Raw genomic sequence first — 18,984 nt, 5'->3', positions numbered from 1 at the left:
GATACTCGTATTTCGTAACCGTCGTTCCACAGGTCCGGGGCGGAGCCCCGCCGGACACCGCCCGCCCCCTCCCGCTAAACCGCCGCCTCCGCGTCGCACGTCTGCCCCCGCAGGGTGCGCGCCAGGTCGTCGCGTGCCTCAAGTACCAGCCTCCGCAGCGCCGGCGGCGCGTCCTCGTGGGCGGCGAGCCACGCGTCCGTCGCGTCCAGCGTCTCCGGCGAGTCCTGGAGGGAGGGGAACAGGCCCCTCACCACGTCCATCCCGATCTGGATGGACCGCTCCGCCCACACCCGCTCGATCGCCGCGAAGTACTTCTCCGTGTACGGCGCGAGCAGCTCCCGCTGCGAGGGCTGCACGAAGCCCGCGATGGTCGCCTCGACGAGCGCGTTCGACAGCGTGTCCGACTCGACGACCTGCGCCCAGGCCTGCGCCTTGACCGCCGCAGAGGGGCGCGCGGCCAGGCAGCGGACCTGGTGGCGCTTGCCGGAGGCCGTGTCGTCGCGGGCGAGTTCCGCCGCGAGCACCGCCTCGTCGGCCGCCCCGTGCGAGGTCAGCGGCTCCAGGAACGCCCAGCGCAGCTCCTGGTCCACGTCCAGGCCGTCGATCTTCTCCGTGCCCTCCAGCAGATCCCGCAGCAACCGCAGATCGTCCTCACGGGAGGCCGTCGTCGCGAAGAACCGCGCCCACGTCAGCTGGTGCTGGCTGCCCGGCTCCGCCTGCCGCAGCTCGCGCAGCGCGCCCTGAGCGAGCAGTCGCCCGCCGCTCTCGCGCCATGCGGGCGCCGCGTAGTACGTCAGCGCCGAGTTCGCCCAGGTGTGCAGCATCTGGAGCACGCCGATGTCGGACTCGCGGCCGGCGAACCGCAGCACCAGGTCGACGAAGTCCCGCGCCGGCAGCAGCGCGTCCCGGGTCAGGTTCCACAGCGCCGACCAGCACAGCGCCCGCGCCAGCGGGTCGGTGATGTCGCCGAGATGGCCCTTCAGGGTCTCCAACGACGTGTCGTCGAAACGGATCTTGCAGTACGTGAGGTCGTCGTCGTTGACCAGGACCAGATCCGGGGCATCCACTCCCGCCAGTTCGCCGACCACCGTGCGCGGACCGTGCACGTCCACCTCGGCGCGTGCGTACCGCGTGAGCGCGCCCGCCTCGCGGCGGTACAGGCCCACCGCGACCCGGTGCGGACGCAGCTCAGGATGCGACTCCGCCGCCTCCTGGAGCACGGACAGCTCGGCGACCCGGCCGTCCTCGCCGAGCAGCACCTGCGGAGTGAGCGAGTTGACGCCCGCCGTCTGGAGCCAGGACCGCGCCCAGGCCGCCATGTCCCGGCCGCTCGTCTCCTCCAGGACCGACAGCAGATCGCCGAGGCGCGTGTTGCCGTACGCGTTCCGCTTGAAGTAGCGGCGCGCGCCCTCCAGGAACGCGTCCCGGCCGACGTAGGCCACCAGCTGCTTGAGCACGGACGCGCCCTTGGCGTACGTGATGCCGTCGAAGTTGAGCTTGGCGTCCTCCAGGTCACGGATGTCCGCCGTGATGGGGTGCGTGGACGGCAGCTGGTCGGCGCGGTACGCCCACGCCTTGCGGTTGTTGGCGAAGGTGATCCAGCCGCTCGTGAAGCGGGTCGCCTCCACCAGCGAGAACGAGCCCATGAAGTCCGCGAAGGACTCCTTCAGCCACAGGTCGTCCCACCACACCATGGTCACCAGGTCGCCGAACCACATGTGCGCCATCTCGTGCAGGATCACATTGGCCCGGCGCTCGTACGACGCCTGCGTGACCTTGCCGCGGAAGATGTACTCCTCGCGGAAGGTGACCATCCCCGGGTTCTCCATCGCGCCCAGGTTGTACTCCGGCACGAACGCCTGGTCGTACTTCCCGAAGGGGTAGGGGTAGTCGAAGCGGTCGTGGAAGAAGTCCAGGCCCTGCTTGGTGATCAGGAAGACGTCGTCCGCGTCGAAGTGCCTGGCCAGGCCCTTGCGGCACATCGCGCCGAGGGGGATCTCCAGGGTCGTACCGTCGTCGAAGGCGCGGGTGTAGGTGTCCGTGACGTAGTGGTACGGGCCGGCGACGACCGCCGTGATGTACGTCGAGATGGGCTTGGTCTCGGCGAACTTCCACACGCCGTCGACCAGTTCGCCGGCGCCGTTGCTCCACGCCGTCCAGCCCTCGGGGGTGCGGACCTCGAAGCGGAAGGGAGCCTTGAGGTCCGGCTGCTCGAAGTTCGCGAAGACGCGACGCGAGTCGGCGGGCTCGTACTGCGTGTACAGGTACACCTCGCCGTCCTCCGGGTCGACGAAGCGGTGCATGCCCTCGCCGGTGCGGGAGTAGGCGCACTGGGCGTCGACGACCAGCTCGTTCTCGGCGGCCAGGTCCTCCAGCTGGATGCGGCTGCCGTCGAAGACCTCACTCGGGTCGAGGTCCCTGCCGTTGAGCGAGACCGCGGTGACGCTCGGGGCGATCAGGTCGGCGAAGCTCGCGGCGCCCGGCTCGGCGCAGCGGAAGCGGATCGTGGTGACCGAGCGGAACGTGCGCGGCCCGGTGCCGGGGGCGTCGCCCACCGCCGAACGCAGGTCGAGCGACACGTCGTACCCGTCGACGGACAGCAGCGCGGCCCGCTCCTGGGCCTCGTCGCGGGACAGGTTCTCACCGGGCACGGGCGGCACTCCCTAAGGTCGGCTGGGTGGGGCGAACAGGGCCGATCCTCCCATGTGCCCCTGACATGAGACACCCGGGAATGGCGTCGGCGTCGTCTGTTGTTGCTCGGTAAACGACCGCTTCTCTAGGAGAGTCATGTCCGAAACCGTGACCGCTTCCGGCAAGACCCCCGTCGACTTCTGGTTCGACCCGCTGTGCCCCTGGGCCTGGATGACCTCCCGCTGGGTCCTGGAAGTGGAGAAGGTCCGGGACATCGAGATCCGCTGGCACATCATGAGCCTCGCCGTGCTCAACGAGGACAAGCTCGACCAGCTGCCCGAGGAGTACCGGGAGATGCTGGCCACCAAGGCGTGGAAGCCGGTCCGCGTGGTGACCGCGGCCTGGCAGAAGCACGGCGCGGACGTCCTCGGCCCCCTGTACACCGCGCTCGGCACCCGCTTCCACAACCAGGGCGAGGGCCCGACGCTGGAGGCGATCGCGGCGGCGCTGGCGGAGGTCGGGCTTCCGGCCGACCTGATCGACTACGCCGACCAGGAGAACTTCGAGTTCGACGCCGAGCTGCGTGCCTCGCACAAGGAGGGCATCGAGAAGGTCGGCCAGGAGGTGGGCACGCCGGTGATCGCGGTCCCGGGCGCCGACGGCGAGCAGGTCGCCTTCTTCGGCCCGGTGGTCACCCCGGCTCCCAAGGGCGAGGACGCCGCGAAGCTGTGGGACGGCACCCTGGCGGTCGCCTCGGTCCCGGGCTTCTACGAGATCAAGCGCACCCGTACGCAGGGGCCGGACTTCAGCAACCTGTAGGGCGCCCGGCGCGGGCTGCCGGTTCGTCCGGACCCGGCAGCCCGCCGTGCCGCGCTCACGCCACCATCCCCCGGAGGCTGCGCTACCGGAAGACCACCGCGAGCCACGTCCTCGCGGCGGTCTTCCTCTTGTCCGCCTGCCCGGTGGAACGATGAGAAGACGATCACCGGCAGCACGCTTCGTACCCTCGTCGGCGTCGGTCGGCCCCCGGCACATGGCGCAGCCGGGCGGTGTCCCGTGAACCGCCCGGCTGTGAGACCACTGTTCAGTGGCGTGCGCGCGCCCGCTGCCAGGCGTAGCCGACGCCCGCCAGGAACAGCGACATGCCGCCGGTCGAGTACAGCTGCACGCGCGTGTCCGGCTGCCGCGCCATCAGTACGAAGATGGCCGCCATGCCCGCCAGCGCGACCCACGTCAGCACCGGGAACGCCCACATCCGGACGACCAGCTTCTCGGGCGTCTCCCGCTCCAGCCGGCGGCGCAGCCGCAGCTGCGAGACCGCGATGAAGGCCCAGACGACCAGGACCACCGCGCCGATCATGTTCAGCAGCCAGGGGAAGACGTCGTTCGGCCGCCAGTAGCTGAGGACGACGCACACGAACCCGAAGACGGACGAGGCCAGCACGGCGATCCGCGGGACGCCTCCGGAGACCCTGCCCAGCGCCTTGGGGCCCTGGCCGCGCTCCACCAGCGAGTACGCGATGCGCGAGGAGCCGTAGATGTTGGCGTTCATCGCGGACAGCAGCGCGACCACCACGACCACGTTCATCAGCTGCCCGGCGCCCGGGATGCCGAGGTGGTCGAGGGCGGCGACGTAGGGGCCCTTCTCGACGACCTCCTTCGAGTCCCAGGGGACGAGCGTGACGATGACCGCCATCGAGCCGATGTAGAAGAGCGCGATGCGCCACATCGCCGTACGGACGGCGCTCGCCACGCCCTTGACCGGGTTCTCGGACTCGGCCGCGGCGATGGTGACGGTCTCCAGACCGCCGTACGCGAAGATCGACGCGAGCAGGCCGATGACAAGCCCCTCGCTGCCGTGCGGCAGGAGGTCGGTGAGGTTCGAGGTGCCGGGGGAGTCGGTGCCGGGCAGGACGCCGGCGATCGCCAGTACGCCGAGGACCAGGAACAGGGTGATCGCGCCGACCTTCAGCGCCGCGAACCAGAACTCGAACTCGCCGAAGTTCTTCACGGCGGCCAGGTTCGCGCCGCAGAAGACCACCATGAACAGCGCCACCCACGCCCACTCCGGCGTCCCCGGCAGCCAGCCCGTGACGATCTTCGCGGCGCCGATGCCCTCCAGGCCGACGGCCGTGCACAGCAGCACCCAGAAGGACCAGCCCGCGGTGAAGCCCGCCCAGGGGCCGATCGCCCGTTCGGCGTGCGCGGAGAAGGAGCCCGTCGATGGATGGGCGGCCGACATCTCGCCGAGCATCCGCATCACCAGCATCACGAGCAGTCCGGAGACGGCGTAGGCGATCACGATCGAGGGACCGGCGGCGGCGATGCCGGCGCCGGAGCCGACGAAGAGGCCCGCGCCGATCACGCCGCCGAGGGCGATCATCGACAGGTGGCGCTGCTTGAGGCCGTGGGAGAGGGAGGCATCCGGTGTGGGCGGCGTCTCGACTGTGGTGCTGCTGGGCATGGCGCGACTCGTCCAGTGCGATAGAGGGGCAAAAGCGCCCATAGTCTGAGCGTCCCCGCCGCTCACACGGAGAGGCCGCCCACTATCCGGACGTGCGTCCTACGGAGTGCGAGGGCACGGTCACTCGGCGACTGGCGTGAACGGGGCGCACGGGGCGGCCTGATCCTTTTGGTCGGACGGCCCCGCAGAGCAGCAAGCGGTCAAATCCCTTTGGTGAAACCCTACAGTCGCCGAACTCTCCATGTCCGCACAGAAATCCACGCCACCTCAGTGACCGGCATCACGCCGCACCATGTGTAACCGGCAACCTTTGTGCGAAGCCCACCAAGTCGCCGTTCCGCCCTTTGTCGAGCGCTGACGGTGATCGGCTCAGGGGCCCTGGGATAGCGTCACGGTGTCCCAAGCCGCCCCATCGCCGGAGTGAGTTCCCATGAGCACCGCCACCGCCACCGCCCGCCCCGGCGAGGTCCTCGCCGACCTGCTGCCCGCGTCCCGCGTCCGTGACGTCGCCCTCGTGCTCGGCGGCGCCGTGCTCACCGGGCTCGCCGCGCAGATCTCGGTGCCCGTTCCGGGCTCCCCGGTGCCGGTGACCGGACAGACCTTCGCGGCCCTGCTCGTGGGCACCTCGCTCGGCGCCGGCCGCGGCTTCCTGTCGCTTGCCCTGTACGCGCTGGCCGGTGTCGTGGGCGTGCCGTGGTTCGCGGGCGGCGCCTCCGGTGCGGCCGCTCCCTCCTTCGGCTACATCCTCGGCATGATCCTCGCCTCCACCGTCGTGGGCGCCCTGGCCCGCCGCGGCGCCGACCGCTCGGTGCTGCGCACGGCCGGTGCGATGCTGCTGGGCGAGGCGATCATCTACGCGGTCGGCGTCCCGTACCTGGCCTTCGCCACCGGCATGTCGGCCTCCGCCGCGATCGCGGCCGGGCTCACCCCGTTCCTGATCGGCGACGCCCTGAAGGCGGCCCTGGCGATGGGCCTGCTGCCCACCGCCTGGAAGCTCGTCAACAAGCGGTGACGTTGTAGTTCCTGCGGAAGAGGTTCGCCGGGTCGTACTGCGACTTCAGCCCGGCGAGCCTCTTTCGCGTATCGGCGTCGTACAGCCCCTCCGTACGGTCCCCCGCCCCGAACGCGAAGTTGAGCGCGCGTCCGATCGTCCACGGCGCGACCTGAGCGAACGCCGGGTCGAGCACCGCCCGCGCGACCTCGCGGTCGCCCACCGTCAGCAGCCGCAGCAGGAAACGTCCTTCGCGGTGCGGTACGGAGTTGGGGGCGTCCTTCGCCAACGCGCCACCGAGGTGGTTGATCTGCAGCACGCACATGTGCGGCGCGTCCGGTCCGATGCGCTCCGACAGCCCGGCGACGGCCTCGACGTCCAGCTCGCGTGGCCGCCGCCGAGCAGGGCCCAGTACAACTCGGGGTCCGAGGCACGGGTGACGGTGCGCGGCCGGGCGTCCGCGGTGACGACCTCAAGGGAGCGCACATGGTCGGCCGCGTACCCGAACTCGCGGGCCAGGATGCCGAGTCCGCCGCTCAGCGTGTACGAGACGGCCCCCACGCTCGGCGCGGAGCCTCCCCCACTGCTTAACGCGTGGGAGGTACCCCCATTAGGGGGCCAGCCCGTACGGCTCGGCCGCCGCCACGACCTGTCCCCAGCGCACGCCCGCCTGCACGCGCACGGTACGGGCCCCGGGGTCCACGGTGATCCGGTCCATGCGCTTCGTCGTGATGAGGACGCCGCCCTCGTGGTCGCCCGGCAGCCCGTGCCCGGTGGCGTGGACGCCGACCGGAAGCCCCCGCTCGGCCGCGTACGCCACCGCGTCGGCCACGTCCCGCGTCGAGGAGGCGGCGAAGACCACGGCGGGCCGCTGGGTGAAACCGGTCTGGAAACCGGCCAGCTCGTCGTCGTAGGACGGGTCCCCGGGGCGGAGGACGAGCTGTCGCCGGTCTGCGGTGTTCTCCACGATGTCCATGGGAACAGCGTTGCCGCATAACCTGACATCCACCGTCAGGTTTTCGGCCGACTTCGGGGTAGGGTCGCTCACTCTTTTCGCGGGCGACACCCCGCGAAGCCGATTCGTGACAGGCGTGACACACTCGGACCATGCGCGTGTATCTCGGCTCCGACCATGCAGGCTTCGAACTGAAGAACCACCTCGTCGAGTGGCTCAAAGCAGCCGGCCACGAGCCCGTCGACTGCGGGCCCCACATCTACGACGCCCAGGACGACTACCCGCCGTTCTGCCTCCGCGCGGCGGAGCGTACGGCGGCTGACTCCGACTCGCTCGGCATCGTGATCGGCGGCTCCGGCAACGGTGAGCAGATCGCCGCGAACAAGGTGAAGGGCGTGCGGGCGGCCCTCGCATGGAGCGAGGAGACGGCGTCGCTCGGCCGGCAGCACAACAACGCCAACGTCGTTGCCGTGGGTGCGCGGATGCACACGCAGGAGGAGGCGACGAAGTTCGTGGAGACGTTCCTGAACACGCCGTTCTCGGGCGATGAGCGACACATCCGGCGCATCGACATGCTGTCGTCGTACGAGACGACGGGTGAGCTGCCGCCGATCCCTCCCCACCACCCGCAGGGCTGAGCTCGGCCGCTGGGGGGCCTCGCCCCCCAGGGACCCACCTTGTGACATGCACCAGGAGCCCGGAGTTCACCCGGAGGTAGGGCAACCGTGCCAGAAGGGCACACCATTCACCGGCTGGCCAAGGACTACGCCGCGCGGTTCGCCGGCGGCGCCGTCACCGTCCGCAGCCCCCAGGGCAAGTTCGCCGACGCCGCCGCCCTCCTCGACGGGGCCGAGCTGCACACCGCCGACGCCCACGGCAAGCATCTCTTCCTGGGCTTCCGCGGCAGCGAGTGGGTGCATATCCACCTCGGCCTGTTCGGCAAGGTCGCCTTCGGCGACGCCCCCGCGCCCCCGCCCACCGACACGGTCCGCCTGCGCCTCGCGAACCCGACCTCGTACGTCGACCTCCGTGGCCCCACCACCTGCGCGCTGATCACCGACGACGAGAAGGCCGCCATACACGGCCGCCTCGGCCCCGACCCGCTGCGCGGCGACGCCGACCCCATGGCCGCGTACCGCCGTGTCTCCCGCAGCCGTACCACCGTCGCCGCCCTGCTCATGGACCAGAAGGTCATCGCCGGCGTCGGCAACGTCTACCGCGCCGAGGTCCTCTTCCGGCACGGCATCGACCCGTACCGCCCGGGCAAGGACATCACCCCGGCCGAGTGGGACGCGATCTGGGCCGACCTGGTCGACCTGATGCGCGAGGGCGTCCGGAACAACCGCATCGACACCGTCCGCCCCGAACACACCCCCGAGGCCATGGGCCGCCCGCCGCGCGTCGACGATCACGGTGGCGAGGTGTACGTGTACCGCAGGGCGACCCTGCCCTGTCACATCTGCGGCGGCGAGATCCGCACCGCCGATCTCGCCGCCCGCAATCTCTTCTGGTGCCCGGGCTGCCAGAGGTCCTAGGCAGACAGGACGCCGAGAGGACGCCGACAGGACCTGGAGGCTCCGGACACCCGTGGGCCGGGGGGAAGAGGCGGGAAATCCAGGGATCTAGAAGCCGTGCGGCAGCCACGGCGCCACCGCCGAGCCGAACGCCGTCGCCGCCTCCGCCAGTGCCCCCTGCCGCAGCTCCCGCACCCGACCGGCCGCCGCCAGCGCCGTGAGCGACACCCCGCCCAGATACGCGGATCCCAACTCCCGTACGGACAGCACGAGATCGGCCATGTCCGTCGTACGGGCGCAGGACGCGCCCTTCGCGTCCCCGGTGAGCCGCCAACGCCCCGCGTTCCAGGGACAGAACGCGTCCTCGACCTCGAACACCACGTCCACCGGCGCCTGGTACGTCCGCGCCTCCAGCGCCGCGCCGACATCGACGAGACGCACGTACAGCGAATCCCGCGGCCGCGGCCGGCAGCGCCGGATGTCGGACACCAGGTGCTGCCAGGCGTCGTCGGCCGGCCGTGCGCGCACGGTCAGCGTCGTCATCAGGTCGATGCCGAACAAGAAGCGCCACAGCGCCGCCTCGGTCGCCGGGTCGAGCGCCGCCAGATCGTTGAGGGTCACGTTTCCGTCGTGTCCGGTGACGCCCCAGCCGAGCTTGGTCCGATAGCGGGCGTACCCCGTGATCTCGCCGTCCCGCTCGGCGACCACGCACTGCAGCGCCGACGCCCCGTCCCGCTCGCCCGGCGGATCGAGCAGCGCCAGCCGCTCCCAGCCCGGCTGCCGCGCCAGCATGCCCGGCCGCCGCGGCACCAGCCGTGCGTAGACCTTCTCGCACGCGTCGAGGACGTCGGCGGGCGCCGCATACCGCAGGCGTACGTCATCCGTGCCGTCCGGAACGGACAGGTGCACGCGGCTGGTGTCGATCTCGGCGTTCACCTGGAACGTGCCGACGCCGTAACCGAACCGGCCGTAGATCGCGGGTTCGGTCGCGGTCAGCACCGCGAGCGGCTCGCCCCAGGAGCGGATGTCGTCCAGCTGCCGGCGCATCATCGACGTCAGTACCCCGCGCCGGCGGTGCGTGGCCGCGACGGTCACCATCGTGATGCCCGCCGCGGGGACCGAGGCGCCGCCGGGGACGGTGACGCGGAAACGGAACGCACCTGCCGTGCCCACGCATCCGCCTTCATCCCATACGCCCAGGAATCGATCGAATTCAGTGAGCTCGTTCCAGAGTTCACGTTCTTCGGTTGATTCGTCCACTCCGCCGAAGGCCCGGAGAAGGCTGTCGTACCAGCCGTTCCACTCGTCCTGCCGCAATACGCGTAGGTCCGTCGTCATGAGCCATGCCTACCAGGGCAATGCGGGACGAGCGAGGGGATTTCTCCGGGGTTACGGGAGCAGGGTTCGTGTGAAGTTCAGCGCTCGGAGGGGGGACAAGTGGGACCTCCCGTGCCAAGGGACAGGTCCGATGGATAAGGTCCGGAACAATGGCAGCAGGACGAGAGCGGCGCGCGGAAGCCGAGACGTTCACGGCCCGGTGTAAGAAGCAGTGGCACCGGGCCCGTACGGGTGTGCGCAGATCCGCCGTGGACTACTTCCGCGGCGACGGCTCGGACTGGATCGCGCTGGCCGGTCTGATGCTGATGATCCCCGTGATCGCGGCGACCACCCTGGTCGATCCCGTGTGGTGCTCACCGGCCGTCCTGGTCCTGCCGATCGTGGCGGGCGGCGTGCTGTTGCGGCCCTCCAGCCTGCTCGGTCTCTACGCCGCTGCCGCCACCGCGCTGATCATCGAGTCCGTCAAACTCGGCCCGTACACCGAAGGGCCGTCCCGGGTCACCCCGGGCGTCGTGCTCGTGGTCGCGGCCTGCGGGTTCTTCGGGCTGCTGATCGCGCAGTTCCGCAGCCGGGTCGGGGTGCCGTGGCGGCGCGGCGGGACCATGCTCTTCGACCTGCGCGAACGCATCCGCGTCCAGAGCAAGTTGCCGAAGCTGCCGCTGGGCTGGCACCGCGAGATGGCGCTCAGACCGGCGGGCGGCCAGTCGTTCTCGGGCGACTTCGTCGTGGCGGCCCGGACGAACGGGGGCCGCACGCTGGAGGTTGTCCTGACGGACGTCTCGGGCAAGGGCATGGACGCGGGATCGCGCGCCCTGCTGCTGTCCGGGGCGTTCGGCGGACTGCTGGGATCGCTTCCACCGCACGCGTTCCTGCCTGCGGCCAACGGCTATCTGCTCCGCCAGGACTGGGACGAGGGTTTCGCGACCTCCATCCATCTGGTCCTCGACCTCGAATCGGGTGACTACGAGCTCTACTCGGCCGGACATCCGCCGGGGCTCCAGCTCAGCGCGGGCAGCGGCCGCTGGGAGGAGAAGGCGGCGGACGGACCGCTCCTCGGGGTCTATGACGGCGCCCAGTTCGACTCCGTGAAGGGCGTGTTGCGTCCCGGTGATGTCCTGATGCTGTTCACGGACGGCCTGGTCGAGACGTCCGAACGGGACATCGTCGAGGGCATCGACCGCCTCACGGGCGAGGCCGACCGCTATGTGGCCGGCGGCTTCCACGGCGCGGCCTGGCACCTCATCGAGGCGGTGGCCAAGGATGTGAACGACGACCGGGCCCTGTTGCTGATCTCCAGGGACGGCCCGACGGCCCAGGCAACCCGCTGAGCCGGTCCGACCGGCAGGGGAACTTGTCGAAGCCGGGGGAGAACTCGCCCAAAGGACCAGGGGCAGAACCGGCCGAAAGGTCCGGGGGCAGAACCCGCCGAAGTCAGGGAGAAGTCGTCATGCCGCTCATGACATTGGCCGAGGTCGAGGCCGTCGCGTGCGCCGCGCACGCCGCGCAGAAGGACAAGGCGGGGCGGCCGTACGCCGAGCATCTACGGGCCGTCGCCGAGGGTGTACGGGCCCGCGGTGGCGCGGACGAACTCGTCGCCGCCGCCTGGCTGCACGACTCCGTGGAGGACGGCGTGCTCAGCGAGGAGTGGCTGGACGCCGCCCCGTTGTCCGAGGTGACGAAGGACGTCATCCGGGCCGTCACGAAGCGGAGCGGCGAGCCCCCGCAGGCGTACGCCCAGCGCATTCTGGCCACCCCGGGCGCCCGGCTCGTCAAGGCGGCCGACCTCGCGCACAACGCCGACCCGCACCGGCTCGCCGTCCTCGACGCCCCCACCGCGGAGCGACTCACCCGCAAGTACGCCGCCATGCGACAGTATCTCGGCCTCACCGCCGACGACTGACGGTCCCGCGCGGTACCACGCGGGACCCCGGACCAGCCCCCGCAGCGTCCGGAATCCCGTCGCTCAGGCTTTCGTCGGCTCGCGGGTCAACGAGGCGGCGTCCCGCCGGAACGCCCACCGCATCTCCGGCTCCATGACGAACCGGAACACCCGCCGCACCGGCGCGGTACAGAGCGCGGTCGCCACCACACCCGCGGCGAGCGTCACGGACACCTCACCGAGCGGCCGGTGCAGCCACTGCGCGTCGTACCAGCCGCGGTAGTCCGCCCCTTTGACGACGAACCCGTGCAGCAGATACGCGTAGAGCGTCCCGGCGCCCAGCGTCGTGAACCACATCGTCCGGCCCGGCACCCAGGCGAAGAAGCAGGCCGTGAGCAGCAGTGAGCAGCTCAGCAGCGCGAGCGTCATCACCGGCCCGCACCACCACGGCGCCGCCAACTCCTGTGCGCTGTCGCGGTGGTAGAACCAGGCCGTGTTCATCCTCGGCACCGCCCACCACGCCATGGCCAGGGCGCAGGCGAACACCGGAACCGCCAGGACACGCACCGCGCGGCGCCGCACCAGCCGGAAGTGCTCCGGTTTCATCGACAGACCGATGACGAAGAACGGCAGGAACTGCAGCACCCGCTGGAGGTCCAGGTCGTTGCCGATGCCGGGCGACACGGACGCCAGCATGGCGATCACGATCGCCACCGGGACCGGCCGGCGTACGACCTTCCAGAGGGGGGCCGTCAGCCGCCAGACGAAGAGGGCGGCCAGGAACCACATCAGGAACCAGGGATCGAGCAGGCTGATCGCCATGTCCGGATCGCCGCCGATCGCGCGCATGAAGAGGGCGTACGCCGTCTCGAAGACGATGTACGGCACGACGACGCCCGTCACCAGCCGCTTCAGCCGGTCGGGCCGCATGTCGAAACTGCGCGAGAAGTAGCCGGAGATGAGGACGAAGGCCGGCATGTGGAAGGCGTAGACGACCATGTACGCCGCTTCGAGTGTGCGGCTGCCGCCCTTCACCGGCTCCCAGGAATGGCCCATGACCACCAGGACGATCGCCAGGTACTTGGCGTTGTCGAAGAAGGCGTCACGCTGCTTGGCGGGCGGCTCGGTGCCCAGTGCGGCACGTGGACTTCGCGAGCCCGTTGCTCTTGCGGAGGACGAGGCGGCGTGGAACATCTGAGGCACCCTAGCGTTGTCTGTGGGCTTTCGTAAAACCCTTGATGTGAATCCTGGGTATCGCCTGCGCATACCCAGGAATCACGGAAGTCGGCATTGCTGTGACGTGTTCTCGGACACATTGACGACGGTGCCGATTTCTTTGCCGCGTACGGCCGTTGTGTCCGTATTCATCCCGACTAAAGGGCGCATAACACTCGGAGGCGACTCTGGCGGAATGTCCGGCCCAGGAGGAATGGTGAGGGCATTTGAATTACCTGCGAGGCTGATGTGTGGACATGGAAACGATCACTGTCGCATTCCTGTCCGGTACCCCTCGAATTGCCGTTCGGGAACGCGGAGTTCACCACCTTCCGTCCGTACGGCCGCGCGCCGCGCGGGGGGTCACCGTGCGTCTCGGGTGGCCGACGATGCCTCACGGGCCGCATACGGCGGGCCCGTTGGTGGCACGATGGTTCTGGCGGGGTGTGCAAGGGGACGGCGCCCCGGGCCGGGAGAGCGGACCGACCGAGGGTGTGATCAGTTGTGGCCATTTCGCTGTCAGTGGTGCTGCTGTTGGCGATCATCCTGGTGGTGATGATCAGAGGGGGCTCTATCAAGGCCGGCCCGGCGATCGTGGCGATCCTGTTCGGCTTCTTCCTCGCCTCGACCGGTATGGCTCCGTCCATCCAGCGGTTCCTCGACTCGATAGCGCAGACCATCAACTCGATCAGCTTCTGACGGGCGTGACCGCGCCCGGCGGCGGTTGACACGAGCAGTTCTCGGGGGAGACGGAACGGGGGCGTACGGGGATGTCGCTGCGCGACTCGGACCCGGCGGAGGTGGGCGGTTACCGCATCGAGGACCGTCTGGGTTCCGGCGGTATGGGAGTGGTCTATCTCGCGCGGTCGGCCTCCGGTCGCCGTCTGGCGGTCAAGGTCGTCCACGGCCAGTACGCCGACGACGACGAGTTCCGCGCCCGGTTCAGCCGCGAGGTGGCCGCCGCCCGCCGGGTGAGCGGCGCCTTCACCGCGCCCGTCGTGGACGCGGACGCCGACGCCTCGCGCCCCTGGATGGCCACGCTCTACATACCGGGCGCGGACCTGGGCACATACGTACGACGAAACGGTCCGCTTCCCCCGGAGAGGCTCCGCGAAGTCGCCGCGGGGCTCGCCGAGGCCCTCCGCGACATCCACCGCGCGGGAGTCGTCCACCGCGACCTCAAACCGGCGAACGTGATGCTCGCCGACGACGGTCCGCGCGTCATCGACTTCGGCATCTCCCGCGCCGCCGACTTCGCGGCCGCGGACGTCCTGACCCAGACCGGTCGTGTGATGGGCACCCCGCCCTTCATGTCCCCCGAGCAGTTCTCGTCCCCGCACGACGTCGGCCCGGCCGCCGACATCTTCTCCCTCGGCGCGGTCGTGGTGTACGCGGCCACGGGGCGCGGCCCGTTCGACAGCCCCAGCCCCTACGAAACGGCCACCAAGGTCGTCGAGGGCGCCCCCGAACTGGACGGCGTCCCCGGCGAGTTTCGGCCCTTCGTGGAACTCTGCCTGGAGAAGCACCCCAAGTACCGGCCGACACCCGACGACCTCCTCGCCTTCCTGCGGGACGGCACCCGGCCCGATCCGCACCGCGCGGGGGAGGAGCCGACGGTCGCGTACGAGCCGGAGCGCCCGCGCCGCGCACGCCGTCGGCTCGCGATCGCCTCCGCGGTGACGGCGCTGGTACTGGCGGGCACGGCCGCGGTGGCGGTGGCGCGGTTCACCGGTCACTCGGACGAGCGCGCCGACCTGCCCGCGGGCTGGCGCGCCTGGCATGCGCGGGCGGCGGACAAGGACGCCAGTGGCCCGTTCAACCGCTGCGCCGCGGTCGGTACGTCACTGGTCTGCGCCGGGGACGACATCAAGGCGACCCGCTTCTCCCTGGCCACCGGCAAGCGCACCTGGTCCCGGCCCGTCGACTCCACCCCGGACGACTACAGCAGCAGCGAGGGTTCGATCATCGGCACCGCCCCGGGCCTGGTCTACGTGTACGCCAACGACGAGACCGAGAAGGGCAAGGGTGACGACAGCACCTCCGTGTCCCACTACGCGGTGCAGGCCCTCGACGTGTCGACGGGGCGGGTCCGGTGGACGGTCCGCACCGGTGACGGCGAGGGTGCCACCGCACCCGACCCGGACGGCGGCATGGCCGCGCGTCTGCCCAAGGGCATCCTCGCTGTCTACGGCACCGACGGAGCGTCGTACGCCTTCCTGGACACCACCGCGAAGGGCAAGGTGCGCTGGCACCACCCGCTGCCGGCCCAGTCGGTCGGCTGCTCCCTGACCGCGGCGGCCTCCCGCCCCTACCTCGTCTGCGAGAACGACACCAAGCGCGGGCAGACCACCCGGATCAGCGCTCTGGACCCGGCCACGGGCAGCCCACGCTGGACCGTCACGGCCAAGGGCCTGCTCACCTGCCTCGGCCGGCACGGGGGGCGGCTGATCCTCATGGAGGACCAGAACGCCGCGGATTCGGTGACGACGTACCGCACGGTCACCACCCTGGACCCGGCCACGCACCGCCTGGTCCGCGTCCCCCTCGCCCGCACCCAGCCGGGCGAGGCCACCGTCACCCTCGCCGGCGGCACGCTCTACTTCACGCTGCCCAACGGCAGCATCCGTGCCGTCTCCCCGGAAACCGGCCGCCAGGCCTGGGAGAGCAACTCCACCGTCGAGTCCCCGGGCCCGCCCCTGGTGGCAGGAACCCGGATCTACGTAGCCTCCCCGAGCGGCCGCCTGGCCGCCCTGGACCGCGACACCGGAAGGGTCGAGAAGACCCGCCCGGGCCGCAACGACGCGCCCTCCGCCACCCCGGCCCAGGCCGGCGCCCGCCTGACCCTGACCGGCGACGCGCTGTACGTCCCGTACGGCATCCGGTCGGTGTACTGCGTGAACGTACGAGACCTGTGAAAGGCCTGCGCGTGTGAAATACCGCCGCAGGTGAAAGACCCGAAGCCGAAAGGCGGCGAAACGACGCAGGCCCGGCGAGGGAAGCGGTCCCTCGCCGGGCCTGAGGCGGGTGGCGTCACGTCACCCGGCTGTGGCTTATCCCGGAGGCGTGGGCAGCGGGTAGAAGGTGCACGACCCGAGCGGCTCCGACGCGCGGCAAATGCCCTGTTGTACCGTGCCCCTCGCGGTCAGCACGCTGACGTAGATCACGTTGTCGCGCGTGGCCAGCGTGGCGTCGATCACGTCGGTCGGGCCTCCCACGAACTGCCAGCCGCCCACGGGCGCCGGGGGACCGGAGGGTGGCGTCTCCCTGACCGTCAGGACGAACACACGCCCGTTGCACACCACCGAGATGAACTTGTCCCGGCCCTGAACCGTCGAGTCGATGTCGAAGCATCCGCGCGGCGGGGTCGGCGGCGGCTTGGGCTTGCAGTTCTTGCCTCTGCCGTTTTTGTCGCACCTGTCGTCGTATGCGACACCCGCGTGGGTGGTGGTGCCACGCGCGATGGCTGCGGCAGGGGTGGCCAGTCCGACCGCCACCATCAGCGCGGCCGACGCGACCCCGCCGATCTTCTTGAACCTGCCTCGCCCCCGTGGCGCGAGCGGCGAAGCCGTCCTGTGCTCAGGACTCATGTATGCGCTCCTTGATCCAAGCGTTTCGGATGATTTCTGCATCCGGATGCGAGCTTGACCCCCACGGCCTGGATCGCTCGGCAGGTCGACTGAAACACGCTCATATATCAACAAATCGGACGAGCGGCGACCGGTGGAGCGGGGTGGGGGACGGGCTGATCGAGTCCCGGAAACGACCAGGGCCAGGTCGAGGACGAATCCTCCGACCTGGCCCTGAGCCGTACGGAGCGGGCGACGGGAATCGAACCCGCGTAGCTAGTTTGGAAGATCGCGTACGCGGGTGGGCGCTGGCCTGGCAAGACGGTGACCTGCGCGTTCCTGGGACGCTCACCGCCGTTCCCCGGTGTTCCCCGCCTGTCGCCGCTTGGTCGGGCACGCAAGGGGCACGGCGCCCACCAGGGCTATTCGTAGATCCGAGCGGCATCCAGGGCACGGGCGAAGAACGTCCAGTCACCTTCGGGGGGCAGGTCGTGCCCGAAGTTCCGGCACCACCCCGGAGACGCAGCGACCCAGGCTTCCAGGGCTTCCAGGAACCTGTCCAGCGTCGGGTTCTCCCACTGCTGGCCGTTGGCTGCGTAGTCGGCACGAAGACGCGCCAGGAAGGCGCTGAAGGCCTCGCGATCGCCAATGTGATCGTCGGGCGCCAGGGGGCTCGTCATGGCTGTGATCTTAAGAGGGCCCTTCGGTGGCTGGCATGAGTGTCAGCGATCACACCGGCCCTAACCCACCACTCACCCGGCCTCCATCCCGTCTGCTCCCCGGGGTGTGGGTCGACGGCGGCTGCGTGCGGTGCGAAAGTGATGGCCATGTCGAACCTTGGTCCTCGCCTCCGGTCCATCCGGGCCGCGCTCGCGTTCACACCGACGCCCTTTGCTGCGTGTCGAGAGACGGACGCACCAGCGTTGACGCATGCCGTGACGGGAGGGAGCACCCTTTGCGGCATTCCTAAGGACCAGGTGACGGTGTACCGGAACCTGTTCGTTGCAAGAGGGACTGGGCGATGTTCAGAGTGCAAGGTGAAGGCCGCTGAGGCCGCTCGGGCCCTTTGACCGTCGACCGACCTTCCATCACCTTGCGCGCTCGACGCCCCCTCACCCATCGCTCACCCCCAGCTCCCATCCCGTCTGCCGTCGACCCACACACCGTGGAGCGGGCGTGGTTCCTGGCGTCCAGGTGGAGCGCGCCACTGTACGAACGACCTGGACGCCAGGGGCCGCGTCTGCTCGGCTCTGCCTGGGTCGACGGCAGGCGGGATGGGAGCTCCCCGCGCACGCCATACTCGGCCGGCACTCGCGAACGGCGCCCCCTCCATCTCGGAGCCTGAGCGCCCCCGCCGGAGGCACGCTCTGACGGTGACCGCTCTCTGCGGTGCTCGACTCATGGCCTTTGGGCCCTATCCACGCGTGGGCGCGCGTCGGCGCAGCGCGGGCGGAGCGGGCCGAAGGCAGGAGCGCAGCGCGCAGCGGAGCCGGGAGCGCGCCCGGCGGAGCGGAGCGGAGCCGGGTGCCTTGATGAGGTAGAGAAACCTGTAACAGCTTGCGCGGGGATCACGCGTCGAAGTCGTACTCCAGGATGTACGAGGCGGCGTCGAGCGTCATTTCGTTGATCTCCACGGGGCGGCCTTCGTCCGCGAATGCGGTCCGGCAGATGAGGATGACCGGCGTACCTGCGGAGATGCTCAACTGTGCCGCCTCGTCCTTCGTGGGCATGCGTGAGCGGATCTCTTCGCGGAAGTGCACTGGCTTGTACCCGAGTTCGGCAAGACGGGCGTACGTTCCGCCGGGTCCCGTGTCCTCCTGAGTGATCGCTGAACCTGCGACCACCGACGTGGGGAGGTAGCTCGTCGCGAGAAGGACGGGCTTCTCGTCCAGGACGAATCGCCGGCGTCGCACACAGACTGTGTCCTCGTCCGCCAGGTCCAACACCTGTCCGATCCGTTCCGGTGCCGTCTCTTCCGACACCGTCACCTGATCCACCACAAGGGTGCGGTTCTCGATGTCGGCAGACCAGATGGACCGGCCGCTACCCCACTGCTCCTGTGCGAGTCGCTGGATGCCTCGGCGCCTCAGAGGGCGGAAGGATCGCACGAACACGCCGGCGCCCTTGCGGGACTCGGCGACGCCCTCGTCCTTGAGCACACTCAAGGCCTGACGTGCCGTCATGCGGGCCACGCCATGCGCGGCCATCAGCTCGTTCTCCCCCGGAAGCCGATCACCGGGACCGTACTCGCCCGACTGGATCGCCTCTCGTAGAGAGTCCGCAATCCGCTGGTACTTCGGCCGACGGTCGTCGTCGGTGGTGGCCATTCGGGAGCCCTCCTCTCTTCTCTAGACAGCCTAGGTCATAGGCGGGTCGCTCGCTCTGTGCGTGTAACCGCAATCGTTCGTCGACAACCTCTCTAGACATCTCC

15 protein-coding genes and 1 pseudogene are annotated in these 18,984 nt (G+C 70.0%); 8 read left to right on the top strand and 8 right to left on the bottom strand.

What is annotated here, in order from left to right; genetic code table 11:
* Nucleotides 1-74: 74 nt before the first annotated feature.
* A complete protein-coding gene (gene pepN, locus Q2K21_RS29615) occupies nucleotides 75-2,651 on the bottom strand; it encodes an aminopeptidase N (RefSeq protein WP_310776978.1) in 2,577 nt (858 codons plus the stop codon).
* A gap of 136 nt (nucleotides 2,652-2,787) precedes the next feature.
* On the opposite strand from pepN, the gene Q2K21_RS29610 reads away from it, so the two are divergent.
* Nucleotides 2,788-3,450: a DsbA family protein gene (locus Q2K21_RS29610; RefSeq protein WP_310776975.1), complete on the top strand. Its 663-nt coding sequence runs from the start codon at nucleotides 2,788-2,790 to the stop codon at nucleotides 3,448-3,450.
* 265 nt (nucleotides 3,451-3,715) lie between these two features.
* Here Q2K21_RS29610 and Q2K21_RS29605 read toward each other — a convergent pair whose 3' ends face one another.
* Nucleotides 3,716-5,095: an amino acid permease gene (locus tag Q2K21_RS29605; RefSeq protein WP_310776973.1), complete on the bottom strand. Its 1,380-nt coding sequence runs from the start codon at nucleotides 5,093-5,095 to the stop codon at nucleotides 3,716-3,718.
* 430 nt (nucleotides 5,096-5,525) lie between these two features.
* Between Q2K21_RS29605 and Q2K21_RS29600 the strand changes: the two genes are divergently transcribed.
* On the top strand, nucleotides 5,526-6,107 hold the full coding sequence (locus Q2K21_RS29600) for a biotin transporter BioY (RefSeq protein ID WP_310776970.1): 582 nt from the start codon (nucleotides 5,526-5,528) through the stop codon (nucleotides 6,105-6,107).
* On the opposite strand, the pseudogene Q2K21_RS29595 reads toward Q2K21_RS29600, so the two are convergent.
* Nucleotides 6,094-7,062, bottom strand: a pseudogene (locus Q2K21_RS29595) (FAD-binding protein). The gene Q2K21_RS29600 and the pseudogene Q2K21_RS29595 sit on opposite strands and share 14 nt — an antisense overlap.
* Nucleotides 7,063-7,193: 131 nt before the next feature.
* Here Q2K21_RS29595 and Q2K21_RS29590 point away from each other — a divergent pair.
* A complete protein-coding gene (locus Q2K21_RS29590) occupies nucleotides 7,194-7,679 on the top strand; it encodes a ribose-5-phosphate isomerase (protein WP_310776967.1) in 486 nt (161 codons plus the stop codon).
* Nucleotides 7,680-7,766: 87 nt separating this feature from the next.
* A complete protein-coding gene (locus Q2K21_RS29585) occupies nucleotides 7,767-8,576 on the top strand; it encodes an Fpg/Nei family DNA glycosylase (RefSeq protein WP_310776963.1) in 810 nt (269 codons plus the stop codon).
* Nucleotides 8,577-8,663: 87 nt separating this feature from the next.
* On the opposite strand, the gene Q2K21_RS29580 is transcribed toward Q2K21_RS29585, so the two are convergent.
* Entirely contained in the window at nucleotides 8,664-9,893 is a 1,230-nt protein-coding gene (locus tag Q2K21_RS29580) for a GNAT family N-acetyltransferase (protein WP_310776961.1), read from the bottom strand.
* Nucleotides 9,894-10,042: 149 nt separating this feature from the next.
* Between Q2K21_RS29580 and Q2K21_RS29575 the strand changes: the two genes are divergently transcribed.
* Together Q2K21_RS29575 and Q2K21_RS29570 are read left to right on the top strand one after the other, a co-directional pair.
* Nucleotides 10,043-11,221 carry a PP2C family protein-serine/threonine phosphatase gene (locus tag Q2K21_RS29575; protein WP_310776958.1) on the top strand — a complete coding sequence of 393 codons (1,179 nt, stop codon included), beginning with the start codon at nucleotides 10,043-10,045 and terminating at the stop codon, nucleotides 11,219-11,221.
* A 119-nt stretch (nucleotides 11,222-11,340) separates the two neighbouring features.
* Nucleotides 11,341-11,793, top strand: coding sequence for a phosphohydrolase (locus Q2K21_RS29570; RefSeq protein WP_310776955.1), 453 nt, complete (start codon nucleotides 11,341-11,343; stop codon nucleotides 11,791-11,793).
* Nucleotides 11,794-11,856: 63 nt separating this feature from the next.
* Here the strand turns inward: Q2K21_RS29570 and Q2K21_RS29565 are convergent, their stop codons facing one another.
* Nucleotides 11,857-12,966, bottom strand: a complete 1,110-nt coding sequence (locus Q2K21_RS29565; RefSeq protein WP_310776952.1) for an acyltransferase family protein — start codon at nucleotides 12,964-12,966, stop codon at nucleotides 11,857-11,859.
* 525 nt (nucleotides 12,967-13,491) lie between these two features.
* Here Q2K21_RS29565 and Q2K21_RS29560 point away from each other — a divergent pair.
* A complete protein-coding gene (locus Q2K21_RS29560) occupies nucleotides 13,492-13,686 on the top strand; it encodes a hypothetical protein (protein WP_310776948.1) in 195 nt (64 codons plus the stop codon).
* Nucleotides 13,687-13,757: 71 nt separating this feature from the next.
* Nucleotides 13,758-15,902, top strand: a complete 2,145-nt coding sequence (locus Q2K21_RS29555; RefSeq protein ID WP_310776946.1) for a protein kinase domain-containing protein — start codon at nucleotides 13,758-13,760, stop codon at nucleotides 15,900-15,902.
* Between the two features lie 135 nt (nucleotides 15,903-16,037).
* Here the strand turns inward: Q2K21_RS29555 and Q2K21_RS29550 are convergent, their stop codons facing one another.
* The 3 genes from Q2K21_RS29550 to Q2K21_RS29540 form a co-directional block, all read right to left on the bottom strand.
* On the bottom strand, nucleotides 16,038-16,574 hold the full coding sequence (locus Q2K21_RS29550) for a hypothetical protein (protein WP_310776944.1): 537 nt from the start codon (nucleotides 16,572-16,574) through the stop codon (nucleotides 16,038-16,040).
* A gap of 401 nt (nucleotides 16,575-16,975) precedes the next feature.
* The gene (locus Q2K21_RS29545) at nucleotides 16,976-17,233 is read right to left on the bottom strand and encodes a DUF7660 family protein (protein WP_310776940.1); all 258 of its coding nucleotides are present in this window, start codon (nucleotides 17,231-17,233) and stop codon (nucleotides 16,976-16,978) included.
* 888 nt (nucleotides 17,234-18,121) lie between these two features.
* Nucleotides 18,122-18,880: a GntR family transcriptional regulator gene (locus Q2K21_RS29540; protein ID WP_310776937.1), complete on the bottom strand. Its 759-nt coding sequence runs from the start codon at nucleotides 18,878-18,880 to the stop codon at nucleotides 18,122-18,124.
* Nucleotides 18,881-18,984: the final 104 nt, after the last annotated feature.

Origin of the sequence: Streptomyces sp. CGMCC 4.7035, from assembly GCF_031583065.1 — a bacterium.
In the GTDB taxonomy this organism is placed as follows: domain Bacteria; phylum Actinomycetota; class Actinomycetes; order Streptomycetales; family Streptomycetaceae; genus Streptomyces; species Streptomyces yaanensis.
The sequence above is the reverse complement of the archived record's forward strand: the minus strand, read 5'-3'. Positions and strand labels throughout refer to the sequence as shown.